Origin of the sequence: Actinomadura barringtoniae (assembly GCF_017573505.1) — a bacterium.
Classification (GTDB): Bacteria; Actinomycetota; Actinomycetes; order Streptosporangiales; family Streptosporangiaceae; genus Spirillospora; species Spirillospora barringtoniae.
Map to the genome: position 1 here is coordinate 394,818 of NZ_JAGEOJ010000001.1, position 18,314 is coordinate 413,131.

Annotated in this window: 17 protein-coding genes and 1 riboswitch; of the genes, 5 read left to right on the top strand and 12 right to left on the bottom strand. The window is 72.6% G+C overall.

Features of this window, described 5'->3' with window-relative positions; all coding sequences use genetic code 11:
• Positions 1–42 precede the first annotated feature (42 nt).
• The 10 genes from J4573_RS01705 to J4573_RS01755 form a co-directional block, all read right to left on the bottom strand.
• Positions 43–978 carry a sirohydrochlorin chelatase gene (locus tag J4573_RS01705; protein WP_208253391.1) on the bottom strand — a complete coding sequence of 312 codons (936 nt, stop codon included), beginning with the start codon at positions 976–978 and terminating at the stop codon, positions 43–45.
• Positions 975–1,574: a precorrin-8X methylmutase gene (locus tag J4573_RS01710; protein WP_208253392.1), complete on the bottom strand. Its 600-nt coding sequence runs from the start codon at positions 1,572–1,574 to the stop codon at positions 975–977. Before J4573_RS01710 ends, J4573_RS01705 begins: the two co-directional genes overlap by 4 nt.
• Before the next feature lie 94 nt (positions 1,575–1,668).
• Positions 1,669–3,387: a precorrin-3B C(17)-methyltransferase gene (cobJ, locus tag J4573_RS01715; RefSeq protein ID WP_208253393.1), complete on the bottom strand. Its 1,719-nt coding sequence runs from the start codon at positions 3,385–3,387 to the stop codon at positions 1,669–1,671.
• Positions 3,384–4,685, bottom strand: a complete 1,302-nt coding sequence (gene cbiE, locus J4573_RS01720; RefSeq protein WP_208253394.1) for a precorrin-6y C5,15-methyltransferase (decarboxylating) subunit CbiE — start codon at positions 4,683–4,685, stop codon at positions 3,384–3,386. Before cbiE ends, cobJ begins: the two co-directional genes overlap by 4 nt.
• Position 4,686: 1 nt before the next feature.
• Positions 4,687–5,250 carry a cobalt-precorrin-5B (C(1))-methyltransferase gene (locus J4573_RS01725; protein WP_243772293.1) on the bottom strand — a complete coding sequence of 188 codons (564 nt, stop codon included), beginning with the start codon at positions 5,248–5,250 and terminating at the stop codon, positions 4,687–4,689.
• Between the two features lie 37 nt (positions 5,251–5,287).
• On the bottom strand, positions 5,288–6,142 hold the full coding sequence (cobM, locus tag J4573_RS01730) for a precorrin-4 C(11)-methyltransferase (RefSeq protein WP_307796449.1): 855 nt from the start codon (positions 6,140–6,142) through the stop codon (positions 5,288–5,290).
• Positions 6,143–6,183: 41 nt separating this feature from the next.
• Positions 6,184–7,500, bottom strand: a complete 1,317-nt coding sequence (cobI, locus tag J4573_RS53535; protein ID WP_243772294.1) for a precorrin-2 C(20)-methyltransferase — start codon at positions 7,498–7,500, stop codon at positions 6,184–6,186.
• On the bottom strand, positions 7,497–8,921 hold the full coding sequence (locus J4573_RS01745; protein WP_208253810.1) for a cobyrinic acid a,c-diamide synthase CobB: 1,425 nt from the start codon (positions 8,919–8,921) through the stop codon (positions 7,497–7,499). Before J4573_RS01745 ends, cobI begins: the two co-directional genes overlap by 4 nt.
• Positions 8,922–8,929: 8 nt before the next feature.
• Complete coding sequence (cobO, locus tag J4573_RS01750; RefSeq protein WP_208253396.1) at positions 8,930–9,532, bottom strand: cob(I)yrinic acid a,c-diamide adenosyltransferase; 603 nt, start codon at positions 9,530–9,532, stop codon at positions 8,930–8,932.
• 1 nt (position 9,533) lies between these two features.
• Positions 9,534–11,552, bottom strand: coding sequence for a putative cobaltochelatase (locus J4573_RS01755; protein ID WP_208253397.1), 2,019 nt, complete (start codon positions 11,550–11,552; stop codon positions 9,534–9,536).
• 55 nt (positions 11,553–11,607) lie between these two features.
• A riboswitch (cobalamin riboswitch) is annotated at positions 11,608–11,733 on the bottom strand.
• A 105-nt stretch (positions 11,734–11,838) separates the two neighbouring features.
• Between J4573_RS01755 and J4573_RS01760 the strand changes: the two genes are divergently transcribed.
• Together J4573_RS01760 and J4573_RS01765 are read left to right on the top strand one after the other, a co-directional pair.
• Positions 11,839–12,699: an oxygenase MpaB family protein gene (locus J4573_RS01760; protein ID WP_208253398.1), complete on the top strand. Its 861-nt coding sequence runs from the start codon at positions 11,839–11,841 to the stop codon at positions 12,697–12,699.
• 9 nt (positions 12,700–12,708) lie between these two features.
• The gene (locus tag J4573_RS01765) at positions 12,709–13,386 is read left to right on the top strand and encodes a TetR/AcrR family transcriptional regulator (protein ID WP_208253399.1); all 678 of its coding nucleotides are present in this window, start codon (positions 12,709–12,711) and stop codon (positions 13,384–13,386) included.
• 34 nt (positions 13,387–13,420) lie between these two features.
• Here J4573_RS01765 and J4573_RS01770 read toward each other — a convergent pair whose 3' ends face one another.
• Complete coding sequence (locus J4573_RS01770; RefSeq protein ID WP_208253400.1) at positions 13,421–14,077, bottom strand: ATP-binding protein; 657 nt, start codon at positions 14,075–14,077, stop codon at positions 13,421–13,423.
• A 189-nt stretch (positions 14,078–14,266) separates the two neighbouring features.
• On the opposite strand from J4573_RS01770, the gene J4573_RS01775 reads away from it, so the two are divergent.
• The 3 genes from J4573_RS01775 to J4573_RS01785 all read left to right on the top strand — a co-directional run bounded on the left by J4573_RS01775 (position 14,267) and on the right by J4573_RS01785 (position 16,509).
• Positions 14,267–15,109, top strand: a complete 843-nt coding sequence (locus J4573_RS01775; protein ID WP_208253401.1) for a helix-turn-helix domain-containing protein — start codon at positions 14,267–14,269, stop codon at positions 15,107–15,109.
• Positions 15,106–15,321 carry a DUF397 domain-containing protein gene (locus J4573_RS01780; protein WP_307796450.1) on the top strand — a complete coding sequence of 72 codons (216 nt, stop codon included), beginning with the start codon at positions 15,106–15,108 and terminating at the stop codon, positions 15,319–15,321. The genes J4573_RS01775 and J4573_RS01780 overlap by 4 nt, the downstream gene beginning before the upstream one ends.
• A gap of 174 nt (positions 15,322–15,495) precedes the next feature.
• Complete coding sequence (locus J4573_RS01785; RefSeq protein WP_208253402.1) at positions 15,496–16,509, top strand: LLM class F420-dependent oxidoreductase; 1,014 nt, start codon at positions 15,496–15,498, stop codon at positions 16,507–16,509.
• Here J4573_RS01785 and J4573_RS01790 read toward each other — a convergent pair.
• Positions 16,506–17,963, bottom strand: coding sequence for a benzaldehyde dehydrogenase (locus J4573_RS01790; protein WP_208253403.1), 1,458 nt, complete (start codon positions 17,961–17,963; stop codon positions 16,506–16,508). The genes J4573_RS01785 and J4573_RS01790 overlap by 4 nt on opposite strands.
• Between the last annotated feature and the right edge of the window lie 351 nt (positions 17,964–18,314).

Sequence of the window (18,314 nt, forward strand, 5' to 3'; positions counted from 1 at the left end):
CCCGCGGCGCGAGGGGGGATGTGCGCCTCGTAGTACAACGGTTCAGTGGGCATGAACGTGCCCATGGCCATGCCCGTGACCTGCGGGGTCGTCGGGGTGATGGTGCGGCGTCTGGGGTGCTCCCACCCGGTCCTCGAAGCCTGGCATGGCGATCCGGTAGACGCAGGTGTCGCAGTTCATGCGGATGTCGCCGGCGAGGGCCTCTTCGTAGCGTTCGGCCACGAGATCGGCCAGGCCGTCGCAGTCCCCGATCACCTCGGCGCAGCGCACGTCGAGCCCGGGATGGGATCCCGCGTACGCCGCCGCCTCGGCCACGACCCGGTCCGGCAGCACGCCCGAGAACAGGAAGTACGGCAGGACGATGATCCGCTGGGCTCCCAGGAGCCGGCAGCGTTCAAGTCCCTCGGCGACGCTCGGCCGCGCCAGCGAGATGAACGCCGTCTCCACGGTCGCCAGCCCCGGCCCCTGCTCCGGCCCGGACGCTCCGCGCCCCTCCCAGAGCAGCCGAGCGACCTTGTGCACCTCGGCGTTCGCGTCCGGATCCGTGGATCCCCGGCCCACCAGCAACACCGCCGTTCCGCCAGACCCGGCGGGCCGCGGGTGGGGGATGTCGGCTTCCAGGGCGGTGGTGAGGCGTTCGGCTAGGAGGCGCAGCAGGGTGGGGTGCGGGCCTAGCGGGCGGCCGTAGTTGTACGAGAGGCCGGGGTGGCGGACCAGCTCGCGCGCCATGGCGCCGGGGATGTCGCCCTTGCCGTGGCCCGCGCCGACCAGGACCAGGGGTACGGCGGCCAGATGGCGGTGGCCGGAGGCGTACAGGGCGGCTACGGCCTCGGTCAGCGGCGGGGGCGAGAGTTCGATGAAGCCGCCCGCCACCTCGACGGGCATCCGTCGGCCCAGCCGTTCGATGAAGCGGGTGAAGTCGGCGACGCCGGCCTCGTCCCGCGTGCCGTGGCCGACCACCAGCAATGGCGGCTTCACCGGACACCACTCTCCTCGTAATACAGCAGCGCGTTGCAGGCGGCCGCGGCGACCGCCGAGCCGCCCTTCTCGGTGTAGTTGCTGAGCTGGGGCAGGCCGCTGGAACGCAGGGCCTCCTTGGACTCGGCCGCGCCGACGAAGCCGACCGGGAGCCCGATGACCAGCGACGGCCTGACCTTCTGCGCGATGAGCTCGAACAGCGCGGTCGGCGCGCAGCCGACCACCCACACCGCGCCCGGCCCCACCTCGGAGTACGACAGGCGGATGGCGGCGGCGGAACGGGTGATCCCGGCGGCCTTGGCCAGGCGGGCGGCGGCCGGGTCGTTGATGTGGCACATCGTCTCGCGGGCGGTGATCCCGGCGGCGACCATCTCGACGTCGGTGACGATCGGGGCGCCGTCGCGCAGCGCCGCCCAGCCCGACTTGAGGAACTCCTCCTTGGTCACCAGGTCGACCGCGTACTCCAGGTCGGCGCTGGAGTGGATCACCCGTTCGGCGACCGCGCGCCACAGCGGCGGCATCGGGGTCAGGTCGACGCGGGAGCGCAGGATCTCGTACGACCGCACCTCGATCGGGTGGGGTTGGCGAAAACTCATGCACTCTCCTCGATCGCGTCCACGGGGCACACCTCGATGCGCTCGCCACACCGCTCGGTGACAATCACCTTCAGGTTTTCATGCGCCATGGAGGTTATGCCCATCGATACCCCCGAGGGGTGACGAAGCGCCCGGCCACCGCGCGGCTGCGGCTCGAACCGACCAGGACGACGGTGAACATGTCCACGTCCTCGGCCCGCACGGCCTCCAGCGTGGTCAGGGTCGCCGTCTCGTCCGGGCGCGAGGCGTTCCGTACGAGGCCGACGGGCGTGGCCGGCGGCCGGTGCTCGGCGAGGATCTTGAACGCGGCGGGGAGCTGCCAGTCGCGGGCGCGGCTGCGCGGGTTGTAGAAGCTGATCGTGAAGTCGCCTTCGGCCGCCGCGCGCACGCGCCGTTCGATGATCTCCCAGGGGGTGTGCAGATCGGAGAGCGAGATGTAGGCGTGGTCGTGGCCGAGCGGCGCGCCCAGCAGGTTGGACGCCGCGACGGCCGCCGTGATGCCCGGCACGCCCTCCACCTCGATGTCGTACGAGGCGAACTCCAGCGCCGGGCTCGCCATCGCGTAGACGCCCGCGTCGCCCGATCCGATCAGCGCGACGGCGCGGCCCCGCGAGGCCTCTTCGACGGCGGTACGGGCGCGTTCCTCCTCCTGGCCGAGCCCGCTTTCCAGCACGCGCACGCCCGGCCGCAGCAGGTCACGGATCTGGTCCACGTACTGGTCGAGCCCGACGATCACCGACGCTCGCTGCAGCGCCGCCACCGCTCGCGGGGTGACGAGGTCGCGCGCGCCCGGTCCGAGGCCGACGATGCTGAGCTTGCCCTTGGGCACGAGCCGGGCCACCGCCGTTGTCGCGTTCGCCGACTTGCGCTTCTGAAGGATCAGCTGCGCGTCACGGCCGAACGAGCGAGCCGCGTGCAGCGCCGAAGCCTCCGCCACCGACGCCGTCCCCACCTCTGCTCGGACCACGTCGGACGGGTTCGGGACGTCCACCTCGGCCAGAGCCGAAGCCGGATGGGTGACGACCTCCCAGCCGCGCGCCCGCGCCGCCGCGAGGATTCCTTCCTCGTCCGCCTTCAGGTCCACGGTCGCCAGGCAGCGGACCGACTCGGCCGCTAGCCCTGCCTCGTCCAGCGCCGCATCGATCAACGCCCCGGCCTCCTCGGCCGAGACGCCGCGCGCCGATCCGACGCCGACGACCAGCGACGACGGACGGTAGACGAGGACCCCGTCCGGCACCTCCGCTCGATCGGTCACCACGATCCGCAGAGCGCCGTCCGTCCCCACGTTCGGCGGGAGCGCGGGCAGCGGCCAGCCGTCTGCGCCCTCCAGCGCGACCGGCTCGCCCGACAGGACGGCCGCCCCGACGCGTGCCAGCGACTCCCGGTTGTGGACACCGAAGCCGAGGTCGGCGCCGTACGAGTCCAGCGGCGTCACGTTGGCGCGATCGCTCGCGGTCGTCACCACCGGCTCGCAGCCGAGGACCGCGGCGAGCCGTTCGGCCAGCGGGTTCGCGCCGTGGTGGCCGCCGAGCACCGCGACCGCGAACCGCAGCCCCTCGTCCACGCACACCACGGCCGGGTCGGTCGCCTTGTCCTCCAGCAGCGGCGCCAGCACGCGCACGGCGGCGCCGACCGCGAGGAAGCTCACGATCGCGTCGCACTCCCGCCACGCCGCACGCAGCCCGTCCGCGACCGACTGGTGCGACTCGTGCGACGGGTGCGACTCGTACACCGTCACCTCGCCGGGCCAGGCGTCGGCGAGCCTGGCCGCGGCCGCGCGACCGCCTGCGGTCGCCGCGACTACTCCGATCACTCGCCGTTCCCCTCCTCGGGCAGCTGGGCGATGTCCTCGCTCCGCACGGCCCGCACCTCCTCGACCGCGACCTCCGAGGGCACCGCGCCCTCGCGTACGCCCCACACCAGATAGACCGGGTTGGTCGCGGCGAATCGATGCACGTCACCGGGCATCTCCGCCAACCGGCTCGCCTGTACGTGCACCGCGTCCACGACCATCCCCTCCTCGCGCAACGCGTCGATCGTCGGCCGGACTCGTTCGACCGCGATCAGCGCGACGGCCACGCACCGCAACGCGCGCGCCGCGCACTCCTGGACGACCTCGGGACCGCCGCCGCCGACGAAGACCGCGTCCGGCACGGGCAGGTGTTCCAGCACGCCCGGCGCCTCGCCCCGCGACACCGCGACCTTGACCCCGTACGCGCGCACGTTCGCGCGGATCCGGTCGCACGACGCCTCGTCCCGCTCGACCGCGACGACCGCCGCGCCGAACCGCGCGCACTCGATCGCGACCGATCCGCTGCCCGCGCCGATGTCCCACACCAGGTCGCCGACGCGCGGACCCAGCTTCGCCAGCGCGAGCGCCCGCACCTCGGGCTTGGTGATCAGCGAGTTGCGGTGCTCGAACGCCGTCTCCGGCAGCGCCCAGCCCGCCGGGCCGGGCCGGGCGCCCGCGATCCAGCCCCGTTCTCCCACCGAACGCCGCGAATCGAGCACGAGCACCACGTTCGGCTCGCGCCACGGCCGCGTGGACGCCTCCGCAGGCCGTACGTGCACGACCCGCTCGTTCGGCCCGCCCAGGTCCTCGCACACCACGAACGACCTGGGCGTCTGCGGGAACAGCTCCCGCGCCAGCTCCGCCGGTCCAGCCCCGGGCGCGGTCAGTACGGCGACCTTGGGGAACGCGCGGCACACGTTCACGGCCCGCCGCAGGTCACGCCCGTGCGCCGACACCACGACCGCGTCGTCCCACGGCAGCCCGGCCCGCGCGAACGCCTGCGCCACCGACGACAGCGCCGGAATCACCCGCGGCCGATGTCCCCGCTCCCGCAGCGCCCGAACGATCCCGAAGAACGAAGGATCTCCGCTCGCCACGACGGCAACACCGCCGCCCTGCCGTTCCGTAGAAGCGAAGGCGTCGATCTCGTCCAGCGCGGTGGAAACGTTTCCAAGGACGATGGTGCGGGCGTCGGCCTGCACGGACGCCTCGACGGCCTTCAGATGGCGCGCGCCGCCCACCACCAGAGCGGCCCCGGCCAGCGCGGCCACGGCCTCGTCCCCCAGCGGGGAGCCGTCGTACCCGACCACCGTGATCATGTCAGCGCGCCAGCCGTCCGGCCATGGCGACCATCCGCTCGCCGGTGGAGTCGACCAGCACGACCTGCGCAGCGACCGGCGCGCTCTCTCCCCCGGCCGGGCCGGCCCCCTCGGCCGCGGACTGCTCCAACTGGAGTCCCACCCGCCGGCAAAGCTCCCGCCCGCACGGACCCAGCACGCCCGCCGCCTCCCACAGCTCGTACGCCCGCTGAGCCGTGTCGGCGGCGACGACCTCGGCGGCCAGTTCCGCCGACCCGGTCATGTCGGTCGTGATCGCGCCGAGCAGCCCGGTGCCGTCCTTCGGAGAGCCGAGCTCGGCCAGCTCGCCCGCCCTCCCGACGAAGATGACCTGCTTGACCCCGTGCTCCGCCGCCTTGCCGAGCGCCGCGTCGGTGAAGCCGCCGACCTCGACGAAGCAGGCGTCGGGCAGCTTGGGCATCATCTTCCGGGCCCCCGTCTCCGTACCTCCGCCCGTGCACAGCACCAGCGTCGTCTCGTCCTGCGCGGCCATCGCCGAGACGGCCTGCTCCACGCCCGCGCGCGTGATCGCTTGATCTTCACTCATGTCGGAACTCATGTCGGACAGCTCGCTTCCTCGTCGCTCAAGACGAGCGACGAGCCTCCCGGAGACGGCGGCGCGCCGCGGGTTCGGCACGCCGGTGACCGTGGAAGTGACCTGGGTGATACAGATGCGAGCGCGTGCCGCCCGCAGCGAGCGCCGGGCCGACCAGCACCAGCGTGTGCTTCCACAGCTTGTGGGCCTTCACGGTCTCGGCGAGCTCGCTCAGCGCGCACCGGACGATCAGCTCGTCCGGCCAGCTGCACTGGTAGGCGACCACGCACGGGGTCTCCTCCGGGTAGCCGCCCTCCAAAAGCTCCTCCTGCAGCTGCCCGGAACGCGCCGCCGACAGGAACAGCGCCATCGTCGTCCCGTGCCGCGCGAACTCGCGTACCTCCTCACCCTCCGGCATCGGCGTCTTGCCGCCGCCGAGCCGCGTGAGGATCACCGACTGCGCGACCTCGGGGATGGTCAGCTCCCGTTCCACGGCCGCCGCGACCGCGCTGAAACTCGACACCCCGGGGATCACCTCGACGTCCAGGCCCATCTCGCGGCACCGTTCGAGCTGCTCCTGCAGCGCGCCCCACAGCGCCGGGTCGCCGCTGTGGATGCGCGCGATCGTCAGTCCCTCGGCGACGGCGCGCTCGTAGTACGGCAGCACGCCCTCCATCGGCAGCTGCGCGGAGTCGACGATCTCGGCGTCCTCCCGCGCGTGCCGCAGAACGTCCGGGTGAACGAGGCTGGCCGCCCAGATCACCACGTCCGCGTCAGCGATCGCCGCGGCGGCACGGAACGTCAGCAGATCCGCCGCGCCCGGGCCCGCGCCCACGAACAACACACGCCCGTCGCTCACACGTTCGTCGCTCGCACGCCCGTCGTTCGCACGTTCGTCGCTCACACGCCCAGCGTTCGCACGCCCACCGCCCACACGCCCAGCACTCACAGCTTGCCTCCACGGCTGGTCCTGCGCCCAGGAATGATCAACGTCGACAGATAGGGAACGGGCCCGGTCAGCTCGTGCGCCGGGCGGATCTCCTCGCCCTCGAGCCCGAGCCGCGCGCCGTAGACGGCGTCCTCCAGCCGCCCGGCGTCCTTGAGCGCCTCGACCACCGCGGGCGCGACGGAGCCGAACTTGTAGGCCACGACGGTGTTGCCCGTCTCCAGCGCCGCGTCCAGGCCGTCGGTCCCCTTCGCGAGCGGCACCAGTTCCAGCGACTCCGAGCCCTCGACCAGCACGGTCCCCGAACGCGCCGCCAGGTCCTGCATCGCGGTGATCCCCGGTACGGTCCGGACGGCGACGGCGGGCATCCGTTCCCGCACGGTCTGCGCCAGGTAGGTGAACGTCGAGTAGACGTTGGGGTCGCCGATCGTCGCGAAGACGACCCGCCGCGCGCCCTCCTCGAACGCCCGCACGACCCGTTCGGCGGCGCCGTCCCAGGCCGCGGCGCGCTTCTCGGTCACCCCGCCCCGGTCGTTCAGGGCGAAGACGACCCGCTCGGCCTTGCCCGTGTAGGCCTGTACGACCGACTCCGCACGGCCCTCCTCGTCCAGCGCCATGACCGGCACCAGCACGACGTCGGCCTCGCGCAGGATCCGCACGGCCTTGGCGGTCACCAGCTCCGGATCGCCCGGCCCGACCCCGATCCCGACCAGCTCGGGAGGTGCGACCTCCCGGCGATCGGCGTCCCGGCGATCCAGATCCGCTTCCAGCATGCTGAAGACGAACTGGTCGTGGTTGGTCCCGCCCGGCCCGCGTTCGGCGCCGCGCGCACGCCCCTCCCGCAGGAACCCGGCCTTCTCCGCCACCCGGATCGAGGCGATGTTGGACGTGGCGGCGCGCAGTTCGACCCGGTGAAGCCCGCATTCGCGCAGCGCCCACTCCGCGACCAGCCGCAGCGCGTCGGTCGCGTAGCCGCGCCCGCGCAGGCCGGGCCGCATGCCGTAGCCGACCTCGCAGGTCAGCTGCGACCAGTCGACCCGGAACAGCCCGATCGTTCCGCAGAACGCGCCGCTCTCGCGGTCGATCACCGCGAAGTGCGCGGCCAGCCCGTACCGCCGGGGCTGGTGCACGCCCTCGGTCAGCCACCACGCCAGCAGCTCGGCGTCGAGCTCCTTCGGGAAGTTGGGCGGCAGGAAGCCCTCGCCCGCCCGGATGATCTCGATCAGCGCCTCGGCGTCGTCCAGCCCGTAGGCGCGCAGCTCCACCCGCCCACCGACCAGCGGCGTCTCGGTCCGGAACGTCTCTTCGCCACTCATCGGCAGGCCTCCACGAACCTCTGCGCGAACCACGGCGTGCCGGCCCAGTGCAGGTGCAGGTACGAGGCGACGACGCCGCCCCGCACGAAGCCTTCCGGCCCCGCCTTGGACCACTGCCAGGCCGCGGTCTCGCCCGCTCCCGGCTCGGTGACGGTCCGGTGGAACTCGTGCCCGTGCACGCGTTCACCCGCGCGTGCCACGGGCGAGTCGGAGACCGCGACGGCGGCACGGTAACCCAGCGTGAGCCGCGGCGCCATCGTCGCGGTCACTCCGGTCAGGACGCCGCACATCGGCTGCCCGTCCAGTTCCTCGGCCAGGTAGAGCAGCCCGGCGCACTCGGCGTACACGGGCCCGCCGAACGCGGCGACCTCCTTGCGGAGCGGCTCGTTGGCCGACAGGTCCGCCGCGTACACCTCGGGGAAGCCGCCGCCGATCACGATGCCGCGCGTGCCGTCGGGCAGCCGTTCGTCGCGCAGCGGATCGAAGCGCACGACCTCGGCTCCGGCGGCCGCCAGCAGCTCCTCGTTCTCGGCGTACCCGAAGGTGAACGCCTCGCCGCCCGCCACCGCGACCCGCACCGTCGCGCCCCGTTCCACGCGCTCGCCGCGCTCGATGCGTTCACCACGCTCGATGCGTTCACCACGTTCGGCGCGTTCACCACGCTCGATGCGTTCACCACGTTCGGCGCGTTCGGCCCCAGGCGCCCACGCCGGGCCCGCCAGTCCGGGCGCGCTCCGAGCGAGCGCCAGCACGGCATCGAGATCGCACGACTCGGCCACCAGCGCGCCCAGCCGTTCGACCGTCTCGACGGCCTCGGCGCTGCGTTCGGCCGCCGGAACGAGCCCGAGGTGGCGCGACGGCTTGGCCACGTCATCGCGCCGCCGCAGCGCACCCAGCACCGGAACGCCGAGCTCCTCCACAGCCTCACGGCACAGCCGCTCGTGCCCCTGCGACCCGATCTGGTTGAGGATCACGCCGCCGAGCTGCACGCCGTCCCCGTACGTGCGGAACCCGTGCACCATCGCGGCCACCGAACGCCCCGCCGCCGACGCGTCGACCACCAGGATCACGGGCGCGTCCAGCAGCCGTGCCGCATGCGCCGTCGAGGCGAAGTCCCCCTCGCCCGAGGCTCCGTCGTACAGCCCCATCACGCCCTCGACCACGGCCACATCAGCGCCCGCTGCCCCGTGCAGGAACAGCGGCGCGATCAGCTCCTCCGACGTGAGCCACGGATCGAGGTTGCGTCCCGGGCGCCCGGTCGCCAGCGCGTGGTAGCCGGGGTCGATGTAGTCCGGACCGACCTTGTGCGGCGACACCCGCAGGCCGCGCGCCGCGAACGCCGCCATCAGCCCGGTGGCCACGGTCGTCTTGCCGCTGCCCGACGCGGGCGCGGCCACGACGACGCGCGGGACCCGGGACATCACGACCGTCACCACTCGATGCCCTTCTGGCCCTTCTGACCGCGGTCCATCGGGTGCTTGACCTTGCCCATCTCGGTCACCAGGTCGGCGAACTCGATCAGGCGCGGGTCGGCGTCGCGGCCGGTGATGACGACGTGCTGGTTGCCCGGCCGGTCCTTCAGTACGGAGAGGACGTCCTCGACGTCGATCCAGCCCCACTTCATCGGGTAGGTGAACTCGTCGAGCACGTAGAACCGGTAGGTCTCGGCGGCGAAGTCGCGCTTGATCTGCTCCCAGCCCTCGCGCGCGTCGGCCTCATGGTCGGCCTCGGTGCCTGGCCGCTGGATCCACGACCAGCCCTCGCCCATCTTGTTCCAGGTGACCAGGCCGCCCTCGCCGCTCTCGCCGAGGACGTGCAGCGCACGCTCCTCGCCGATCCGCCACTTGGCCGACTTCACGAACTGGAACACCCCGATCGGCCAGCCCTGGTTCCAGGCGCGCAGCGCGAGCCCGAACGCGGCGGTCGACTTGCCCTTGCCGGGCCCGGTGTGCACGACCACGAGCGGCCGGTTGCGGCGCTCGCGCGTGGTCAGCCCGTCCTCGGGCACGTACTCCGGCTTGCCCTGCGGCATCTCAGGCCACCTCCCGCTTCCGTACGTCCCGGACGACACCCGCGAGCGAGTCGGCGGCGAGGTCCTCCAGCCGTACGACCTCGCCCTCCAGCAGCCCACCGAGCCGTCCCGCCAGCCCCAGCCTGACCGGCCCGGACTCGCAGTCGACGACGACCGACGCGACGCCGTTCAGCAGTCCGGCCGCGGCGGCCGGGTCGGGGCCGTGGGTGGCGCGGCCGTCGGTCACGACGACCAGCAGCGGGCGGCGGGCCGGGTCGCGCAGCCGTTCGACGCGCAGCACCTCGGCGGCGCGCAGGAGCCCGGCGGCCAGCGGGGTGCGGCCGCCGGTCGGCAGGCGTTCCAGCCGCCGCGCGCCCGCCTCGACCGAGGAGGTCGGCGGCAGCGCCAGGTCGGCGCCGGTGCCGCGGAACGTGATGAGGCCGACCTTGTCGCGGCGCTGGTAGGCGTCCAGCAGCAGGCTCAGCACCGCGCCCTTGACCGCGCGCATCCGCTGCCGCGCCGCCATCGACCCGCTCGCGTCGACCACGAACAGCACGAGGTTGCCCTCGCGGCCCTCCCGTACGGTCTCGCGCAGGTCGTCGGCGGCGACGATCAGGCCGGGGCCGCTGCGGCCGCGTGCGCGCTGGTGCGGCGCGGCGGCGCGCAGGGTCGCGGTGAGGTGCAGGTTGCGTGCGCCTGGCCGGGCGCCGGAGACGCGTCCGTACGGGCTGCGCGCCTTGGAGCGGCGGCCGGGCGCGCCGGTGCCGGTCCCGGGGACGGTGAAGAGCTTCGGCTTGTACGCGGCGTCCGCCGGAGCGGGCTGCTGCTCGCCGTGCTGTTGCTGCTGTGCCGGGCTCGATCCGTTGGACGGCTCCTGCTCCTGTTCAGGACCCGAACCGTCACCATCGACGGGACCGCCACCGGATGGGCCGGGTCCCGGGCCGTCGTCGTCGGGCGGCTGGGGGTCGTCGTCGTGCTCGTCCAGGACCTCGTCGAGCTTCTCGCGGTCCAGGCCGGGCGCGTCGAACGGGTCGCGGCGGCGCCGGTGCGGGAGCGCGAGGCGGGCGGCCGTCCGCACGTCGTCGGAGTTCACGCTCGTCCGCCCGTTCCAGGCCGCCAGCGCGATCGCGGCCCGCGCGGTGACCAGGTCGGCGCGCAGCCCGTCCACCTCGAACGCGGCGCACACGGCGGTGATCTGGCGGAGCGCGGCGTCGGTCAGCTCGACGCCGCCGACCAGGTCGCGGGCGGCGGCGATCCGTTCGGCCAGCTCGGCCTCGGCCTCGCGCCAGCCCGCCGCGAAGCCGGCCGGGTCGTCGTCGTAGCGCAGCCGCCGCCGGACGACCTCGGCGCGTTCCTCGGGCTCGCGGGTGGCGGCCACCTCGACGGTCAGCCCGAACCTGTCGAGCAGCTGCGGCCGCAGCTCGCCCTCCTCCGGGTTCATGGTGCCGACCAGCAGGAAGCGCGCCGCGTGCCGGACCGAGACGCCCTCGCGTTCGACGTAGGACTCTCCCATCGCGGCGGCGTCCAGCAGCAGGTCCACCAGGTGGTCGTGCAGGAGGTTGACCTCGTCGACGTACAGCACGCCGCGGTGCGCGGCGGCGAGCAGGCCGGGCTCGAAGGCCTTCACGCCCTCGGTCAGCGCCCGTTCGATGTCCAGCGAGCCGGTGAGCCGATCCTCGGAGGCACCGACCGGCAGCTCCACCAGGCGCGCCTGCCGTTCGGCACGCGAGCCGGGATCACCGGCGTCGGCATCGGCGTCACCGGCGTCAGCGGCGGCGTTGTGCGGCCCGTCGGGACAGGCAGGATCAGGGTCGTCAGGATCGCAGGAGAAGCGGCAGCCGGGCACGACGGCGACCGCGGGCAGCAGCCCGGCGAGCGCCCGGACGATCGTCGACTTGGCGGTGCCCTTCTCGCCGCGCACGAGCACCCCGCCGACGCCCGGCGACACCGCGTTGATCAGCAGCGCGAGCTTGAGGTCGTCCATCCCGACGATCGCCGAGAACGGGTAGCGCGCGGCGCCACCCCTGCTGCCTGAGGCCATGCCTCATGTCCTTCCCTCGGGTGTCCACGCCCGTGGCGGTCCTGTCCGACGGCCGGAGTCTCCTGGCTCCCGGATCGACGTCCTCCCCCAGCCTTCCAGCGTTGCCGCCGTGGCTTACGAGCGAGAGAGAACTCCCCTGGTCACAGTTGCGGGACAGCCCCGGAATCGCACCGGGTTCCTCCGCTTCCGTCGCAGGCCAAGGATGGCATACCGCCCTCGGGCGCCCAAGTCGCGGCGGGGTGACAGCACTATTGGCGTAGCGCCAATAACGTGTTCTACTGGACCCATGGAGCGATCCGACGAGCTGCCGTTCCGGCCCGGCGACATGTCCTGGAAGATCATGCGCGAGCCCGTCCTCGGGCTGGGCGCCGCGCCCACGCTGCTGCTGCAGGTGACGCATCCGCTGGTCGCGGCGGGCGTCGCGCAGTACTCCAACTTCGAGTCCGACCCGTTCGCGCGGCTGTGGCGAACGGCCGACATCATGCTGAAGCTGTCGTTCGGCGCGCCCGAGGTCTCGGCCAAGCAGTCGCGCATCCTGCGGCAGATGCACAAGCGCGTCGAGGGCGTGTCCGACGAGGGCGTCGCCTACCGCGCGCTCGACCCCGACCTGCTGATGTGGGTCTGGGCGACGCTCGTGCACAACGGGATCGACCTCTACCAGCGGACGTTCGGCCGCCTGAGCGACGACGAGCGGGAGCGCTTCTACTCCGAGCAGAAGCTGATCGCCTACGCGTGCGGCGTCCCCGAGGGGCACTGCCCGGAGACCTACGTCGCGTTCCGCGCCTACGTCCAGCGGGTCGTACGGGAGGAACTGCGCCCGACCACGATCTCGGCCAAGCTGCTGGACACCGAGCGCAAGCTGCCGATGCCCTGGCCGCTCGGCTCCGCCTACATCCACCTCAACCTGCTGGCCGCCGGCGCCCTCCTCCCTGCCCCGCTGCGGCGCGAGCTCGGCATCCCGTGGAACTCCCGGCGCGCGCTCACCTTCGCCGCGCTCATCGAGGCCAACCGCGCCGCCGCCAAGGTGACGCCCACCGCCGTACGGCACCGCCCCACCGACTACGTGGTGAACCGTGAACGTCCCCTCAACCTCTTCTCCCCGTCGCGCGGACGGCGGCGCGGGACGCTCCCCGGCCGCGCCGCATAGGCTGGCGGGGTGGCAGCTTCTCCGTCCTCACCTCGCGCTTCGCGGGCCGGCTATCAGCGGCTCCCCCGGGACGAACGCCGGGACCAGATCCTCGGCGTGGCCCGGCGGATGTTCACCGAACTCCCCTACGCCGACGTCTCCACGGCGGCGATCGCCCGGGAGTCCGGCGTGCAGCGCGGGCTGATCCACTACTACTTCGGCACCAAGCGCGAGCTGTTCCTCGAGGTGGTCCGGGGCCTCACGGTCGACTACAGCGACCAGGCCCCGCCGCCGGACGACGACATGCCGCTGCAGGAGACCGTGGACCTGTGCGTTCACCTGTTCCTGGACGCCGCGGAGACCAACGCCGACACCTGGCTCGCCGCGCTCGACGCCGAGGGCTTCGGCCAGGACCCCGAGCTGCGCCGCATCGTCAACAAGACGCGCGACATCACCGTCGAGCACATGCTGACCGTTCTGCACGTTCAGGAGCCGACCGACACCCTGCGCGCGGTGCTGCGCGCGTACTCCGGTCTGGCCGAGGTGGCGACCCGGCAGTGGCTCCAGGAGAAGACCCTGAGCCGCGCCCAGGCCCACACGCTGCTGGCGGGGTCCCTGCTCAGCCTCATCACCGACATCGCCCCAGCCGTCGAAAGCGCTGTGTTTCAAGAACCCCGGCCCACGGCCTCGCCTGGCGGCTCGTCCTGACCGGGCTTCGGCGAGCGCTGCACCGCTTCGCGATCTAGCCTCGTTCCTCGGCCAGACCTTCGGCCGCGCTCGCGCGGCAGATGGTGTCCTCAGGGAGCGAGGCGGGAGCCGAGGGGGCGTTCATGGACAGGGCGCGGACGGAGACCTCGGCGGGGACGGCGAACCAGACGGCCTTGCCCGGCACCGACGGGCCGAGCCGCGACAGCGTGCGCAGCATGCCCCAGCGCCCCTCCGACAGCTCGCGGACGATGCTGAGCCCGCGCCCGCAGTCGCCCGACGTCCAGGAGTAGCCCGGCAGCTTGGCGTCGGCGTGCGCGTCGAAGACCGCGCACCGCACCTCTGCCGAGTGGCCGTTGCCCTCGGGCTCGGCCAGATAGAGCCACAGCTCGTGCGGCCCGTGGTCGGACGCGTGCTGGTGCGCGTTGGTCGCCAGCTCGCTCACCATGAGCTGCGCGTCGCCCACCGTGTCCCGGGACACGCCGAGCGAGCCGAGCGCCTCGGCGAGCACCGACCTGGCGTGGCCGGCGCAGCCCGGACCGCGCGGCAGCGCCCAGACCCAGCCGGGCATCGCGCCCTGCCGGTCCGGCGGCGCCTGGGCGGGCACGCGACGGCGCCCGCCGCCCATATCCTCGAGCGACATACTGCCGTCGTCGTCCTCCGCGTCGTCCGCGGTCTCCATCGACGTTTTCACGGGTTCCTCCCGCGGTTCACGTGCCGATTCGTACGGTTTCCTACCGCCCCGTTACTTTCAGTCCCCGAGTCGTCACATTTTCAAGCGTGTCGTGAGAATCTCAGGTCCGCAACACCGTTGGGGAGATTGCTCTACCGTCTTGTGCAATCGCGTTGTAAAACTCGGGCCGGATACGAGACTCTCACCTTCATGACGTACCGGCCGACCGTAAGGGGCCGCCGGCTCGCACGCGAACTCCGCCGACTGCGCGAGGACCAGGGCCTCACCCTGCAGGAGGTGGCCGACCGTCTCGGCTGGTCGCGCGCGACGGTGTCCCGCCTAGAGACCCGCCAGACCCGGCCGCGGCACGGCGATGTCGCCAACATGCTGGACCTGTACGGCGTCGCGAGCCCGGACCGCGACGCCCTCATCACCCTCGCCAAGCAGGCGGGTCAACGCGGCTGGTGGACCGCGTACGCGGACGTGTTCACCGGCAGCTACGTGGCGCTGGAGGACGAGGCCGACGAGATCCGCGCGTGGGATCCGCAACTGGTGCACGGGCTGCTGCAGACCGAGGACTACGCCCGTACGGTCATCACCGCGGGCCGCATGCTTCCCGGCCCCGCCCACATCGAACGCCGCATCGCCGCGCGCAAGGCACGCCAGGCGCTCCTGGACAGACCCGACCCTCCGCACCTGAACCTCATCTTCGACGAGGCCGTCCTCTACCGTCCGATAGGGGGCGCGGAGGTCATGCGCGCGCAGCTGGAGTCGCTCGCCGAGAGCGCCCGGCGACCCCGGGTGACGATCCGGCTGCTGCCGCGCTCGGCGGGCGAGCACGCGGGGCTCGACGGCCGGTTCACGATCCTGTCGTTCGAGGAGCCCGCCGACCCAGATATCGCCTACGTCGAGGGCACGATGGGCGACGTTTACATCGAGAGTGAGCAGGCAATAGCCCAACATAAGGCCCGTTTCGAACGGATCGAGGCCCTCACCCTCCCGCCCGAGGAGTCCGCGTCCCTCCTCCACGAGGCTGCAAGGAGCGGCACGTGAACAAGGTGCAGACCGAAACCACCCCCACCGACCTCACCCTCAGCCGAACCACCTGGCGCAAGTCGTCCCACAGCGGCAGCGGCGACCAGTGCGTCGAGGTCGCGGCGCTGCCCGGCAACGGCCGCGCGGTGCGCGACTCCAAGGACCCGGACGGTCCCGCGCTGCTGTTCTCGGCCGCCGAGTGGCGGACTCTCCTGGACGCGGTCCGCTAACTCCACGCGCTCAGCCTCACGCGCTCGCGCTGAACTCCACGCGTTCGGCCGGCCCTGCTCGCGCACGATCGGGCAGGGCCCTTCGCATGCCCGGTACGCGGCAGGCGGCCCTTCCGTGAAAATAGAACGTGTTCTAGTATCTGCGGTGCGTACCGAACCGGAGGGTGCAGATCCGTGACCGCAGAACTGAAGCTCGGCATCAACGTCGGCTACTGGCAGCGTGACCCCGACGACCAGACCGAGACGGTGCTGGCCGCCGAACGTCTGGGATACGACTCGGTCTTCACGGCCGAGGCCTACGGGTCGGACGCGTTCACGCCGCTCACCTGGTACGCGGCGCGGACGTCGCGGATCAAGCTGGGCACGGCGGTGACGCAGATGTCGGCGCGGACGCCGGCGGCGACGGCGATGCACGCGCTGACGCTGGACGCGCTGTCGGGCGGGCGGATGATCCTCGGGCTCGGCGCCTCGGGGCCGCAGGTCGTGGAGGGCTGGTACGGGGTGCCGTTCCCCAAACCCCTCGCGCGCACGAGGGAGTATCTGGACATCGTTCGGCAGGTGTGGAGGAGGGAGGCGCCGGTCACTAATCCGGGGCCGCACTATCCGCTGCCGTACGTGGGGGGCGCGGGGCTCGGGAAGCCGCTCAAGTCGATCGTGCATCCGGTACGGCCGGAGATCCCGATCTACCTGGGGGCGGAGGGGCCGAAGAACATCGCGCTCGGCGCCGAGCTGACGCAGGGGTGGCTGCCGCTGTTCGTGGATCCGTCACAGATCGAGGCGCTGTTCGGGGCGTCGCTGGCGGGGCGTGCGGACGACTTCGAGATCGCGGCGACGGTCACGACGATCGTTACTGATGATCTGGACGCGGCCTTGGAGTTCGCCAAGATGCCGCTCGCGTTCTACATCGGCGGCATGGGCGCGCGCGACCACAACTTCCACCTCGACATGATCGGCCGGCTCGGGTACGCGGAGCAGGCCAAGGAGGTGCAGCGGCTCTTCCTGGACGGCGACCGGGCCGCGGCCATCCGGGCGGTGCCGGACGAGCTCGCCGACTCCATCTCGCTGCTCGGCCCGATCGGCCGCATCAAGGAACGCCTGCAGCTGTGGCGGGACAGCCCCGTCACCACGATGCTGATCGCGGGAGTGCGGGACGAGCCCACACTCCGCGCGATCAAGGACCTCGTCTAGAACGGGTACGGGGCGATGTCGCCCCGCATCGTCAGCCACTGCGTCTCGGTGAAGGCCTCGAGGTTGGCCTCGGGGCCGCCGAAGCGCGAGCCGTTGCCGGAGGCGCCGACGCCGCCGAACGGGATGACGGGCTCGTCGTTGACGGTCTGGTCGTTGATGTGGACCAGGCCTGAGGGGACCGCGTCGGCGATCGCCATCGCGCGGCCGACGTCGCCGAGGACGCCCAGCGACAGGCCGTACTCGGTGGCGGTGGCCAGCGCGACCGCCTCGTCGTCGGTGGAGAACGGCAGCACCGGCGCGACAGGGCCGAAGACCTCGCGGGCGTAGGCGGGCATGTCGGGCCGCACCTGCGCGAGCACGGTCGGGCGGTAGAACGGGCCGGTGTGCTTGCCGCCGGCGGCCAGGCGCGCGCCCGCGTCGACCGTGGCCGACACCAGCCCGTCGATGCGTTCGAGCTGGGCGTGGTCGATGATCGGGCCGAGCGCGACCTGCTCGGTGGCCGGGTTGCCGACCGGCAGCTTGTCGGCCTTCTCCGCGAGCGCCTCGACGTACTCCTCGTGCAGGCTCTCGTGGACCAGGTGGCGGCCGGTGGTCATGCAGATCTGGCCCTGATGCAGGAACGAACCCCACGCGCCCGCCGAGACCGCCCGTTCGATGTCGGCGCCGGGCAGGACGATCAGCGCGTTGTTGCCGCCGAGCTCCAGGTGGGCGCGCTTCAGCAGCCGCCCGCAGACCTCACCGATCGCGCGGCCCGCGGCGGTCGATCCGGTGAACGAGACGACGCGGACCTCGGGGGCCGAAACGACGGCCTGGCCGACGTCGGCGCCGCCGGGCAGCAGGTGCAGCAGGCCGGGCGGCAGGCCCGCCTCCTCGAAGAGGCGCGCGATCACCACGCCGCCGCACACCGCCGTACGGGGGTCTGGCTTCAGCAGCACCGCGTTGCCGAGCGCCAGCGCGGGCGCCACCGAACGCATCGCCAGCAGCAGCGGAAAGTTGAACGGCGCGATCACGGTCACCACGCCCGCCGGGCGACGCCGCGCGAGGCTCCAGCGCGGCTGCGCGGACGGCAGCACCAGGCCCTGCGGGTGGGAGGCGAGGCCCGCCGCCTCGTAACAGACGCCGGTGATGAAGCCCGTCTCGATCCCGGCCTTGGGCGGCACCGAGCCCGACTCCCGGACGATCCACTCCTCGATCTCGGCGGCGTGCTCCTCGACGAGGTCGCCCACCTTGCGGAGGATCGCGGCGCGTTCGGCGTACGGGCGCGCCGCCCAGTCGCGCTGGGCCGCGGCGGCCGACGCGGCGGCGGCCGAGGCGTCCTCGGCGGTCGCGAGGCCGAGGCTGCCGAGCACGTCGCCGGTGGCCGGCTCGACGACGTCGTAGACGCCGCCCGCGGAGCTCGCCCAGCCGCCATTGAAGATCTTGCCGGTCCAGTGGCCCGGCTCCAGCAACGCCATCGTTCCTCCTCAACGCGGGTACGGGCCCGCCCTGGGACCCTGCCCTACATCGCGCCCGAACGCCACGACATCGTTCCGCTGAGCGGAAGACCGCCGAAGGTAAGAGGATTCGTATTTTCTTGCCCACCTTCCTTACGAAAGGGAAAGTTCCCAACATAACGGAGCGCATTTAGATTCGCGTTCAGACCACACACCCAGTGACTGGGGCATGGGGAGGGGCGGTCCGGATCCCACCGGGCCGCCCCTCCCCATGCCTGCGCCGCCCCACCACGCCGCCCCACCACGCGTCCCGCCGCCCGACCCGCCGCCCGACCCGCCTCCGGCGCGCCACGGCCCGGCCGCCTGACCCGC

Excerpts from the sequence above, each read along its gene's own strand:
- J4573_RS01775 (WP_208253401.1), top strand. The coding sequence starts at position 14,267 with ATGACGTACCGGCCGACCGTAAGGGGCCGCCGGCTCGCACGCGAACTC.
- cbiE (WP_208253394.1), bottom strand. The coding sequence starts at position 4,685 with ATGATCACGGTGGTCGGGTACGACGGCTCCCCGCTGGGGGACGAGGCC.
- cobI (WP_243772294.1), bottom strand. The coding sequence starts at position 7,500 with ATGAGTGGCGAAGAGACGTTCCGGACCGAGACGCCGCTGGTCGGTGGG.
- J4573_RS01790 (WP_208253403.1), bottom strand. The coding sequence starts at position 17,963 with ATGGCGTTGCTGGAGCCGGGCCACTGGACCGGCAAGATCTTCAATGGC.
- J4573_RS01745 (WP_208253810.1), bottom strand. The coding sequence starts at position 8,921 with ATGTCCCGGGTCCCGCGCGTCGTCGTGGCCGCGCCCGCGTCGGGCAGC.
- J4573_RS01710 (WP_208253392.1), bottom strand. The coding sequence starts at position 1,574 with ATGAGTTTTCGCCAACCCCACCCGATCGAGGTGCGGTCGTACGAGATC.
- J4573_RS01725 (WP_243772293.1), bottom strand. The coding sequence starts at position 5,250 with ATGAGTGAAGATCAAGCGATCACGCGCGCGGGCGTGGAGCAGGCCGTC.
- cobO (WP_208253396.1), bottom strand. The coding sequence starts at position 9,532 with ATGCCGCAGGGCAAGCCGGAGTACGTGCCCGAGGACGGGCTGACCACG.
- J4573_RS01755 (WP_208253397.1), bottom strand. The coding sequence starts at position 11,552 with ATGGCCTCAGGCAGCAGGGGTGGCGCCGCGCGCTACCCGTTCTCGGCG.
- J4573_RS01760 (WP_208253398.1), top strand. The coding sequence starts at position 11,839 with ATGGAGCGATCCGACGAGCTGCCGTTCCGGCCCGGCGACATGTCCTGG.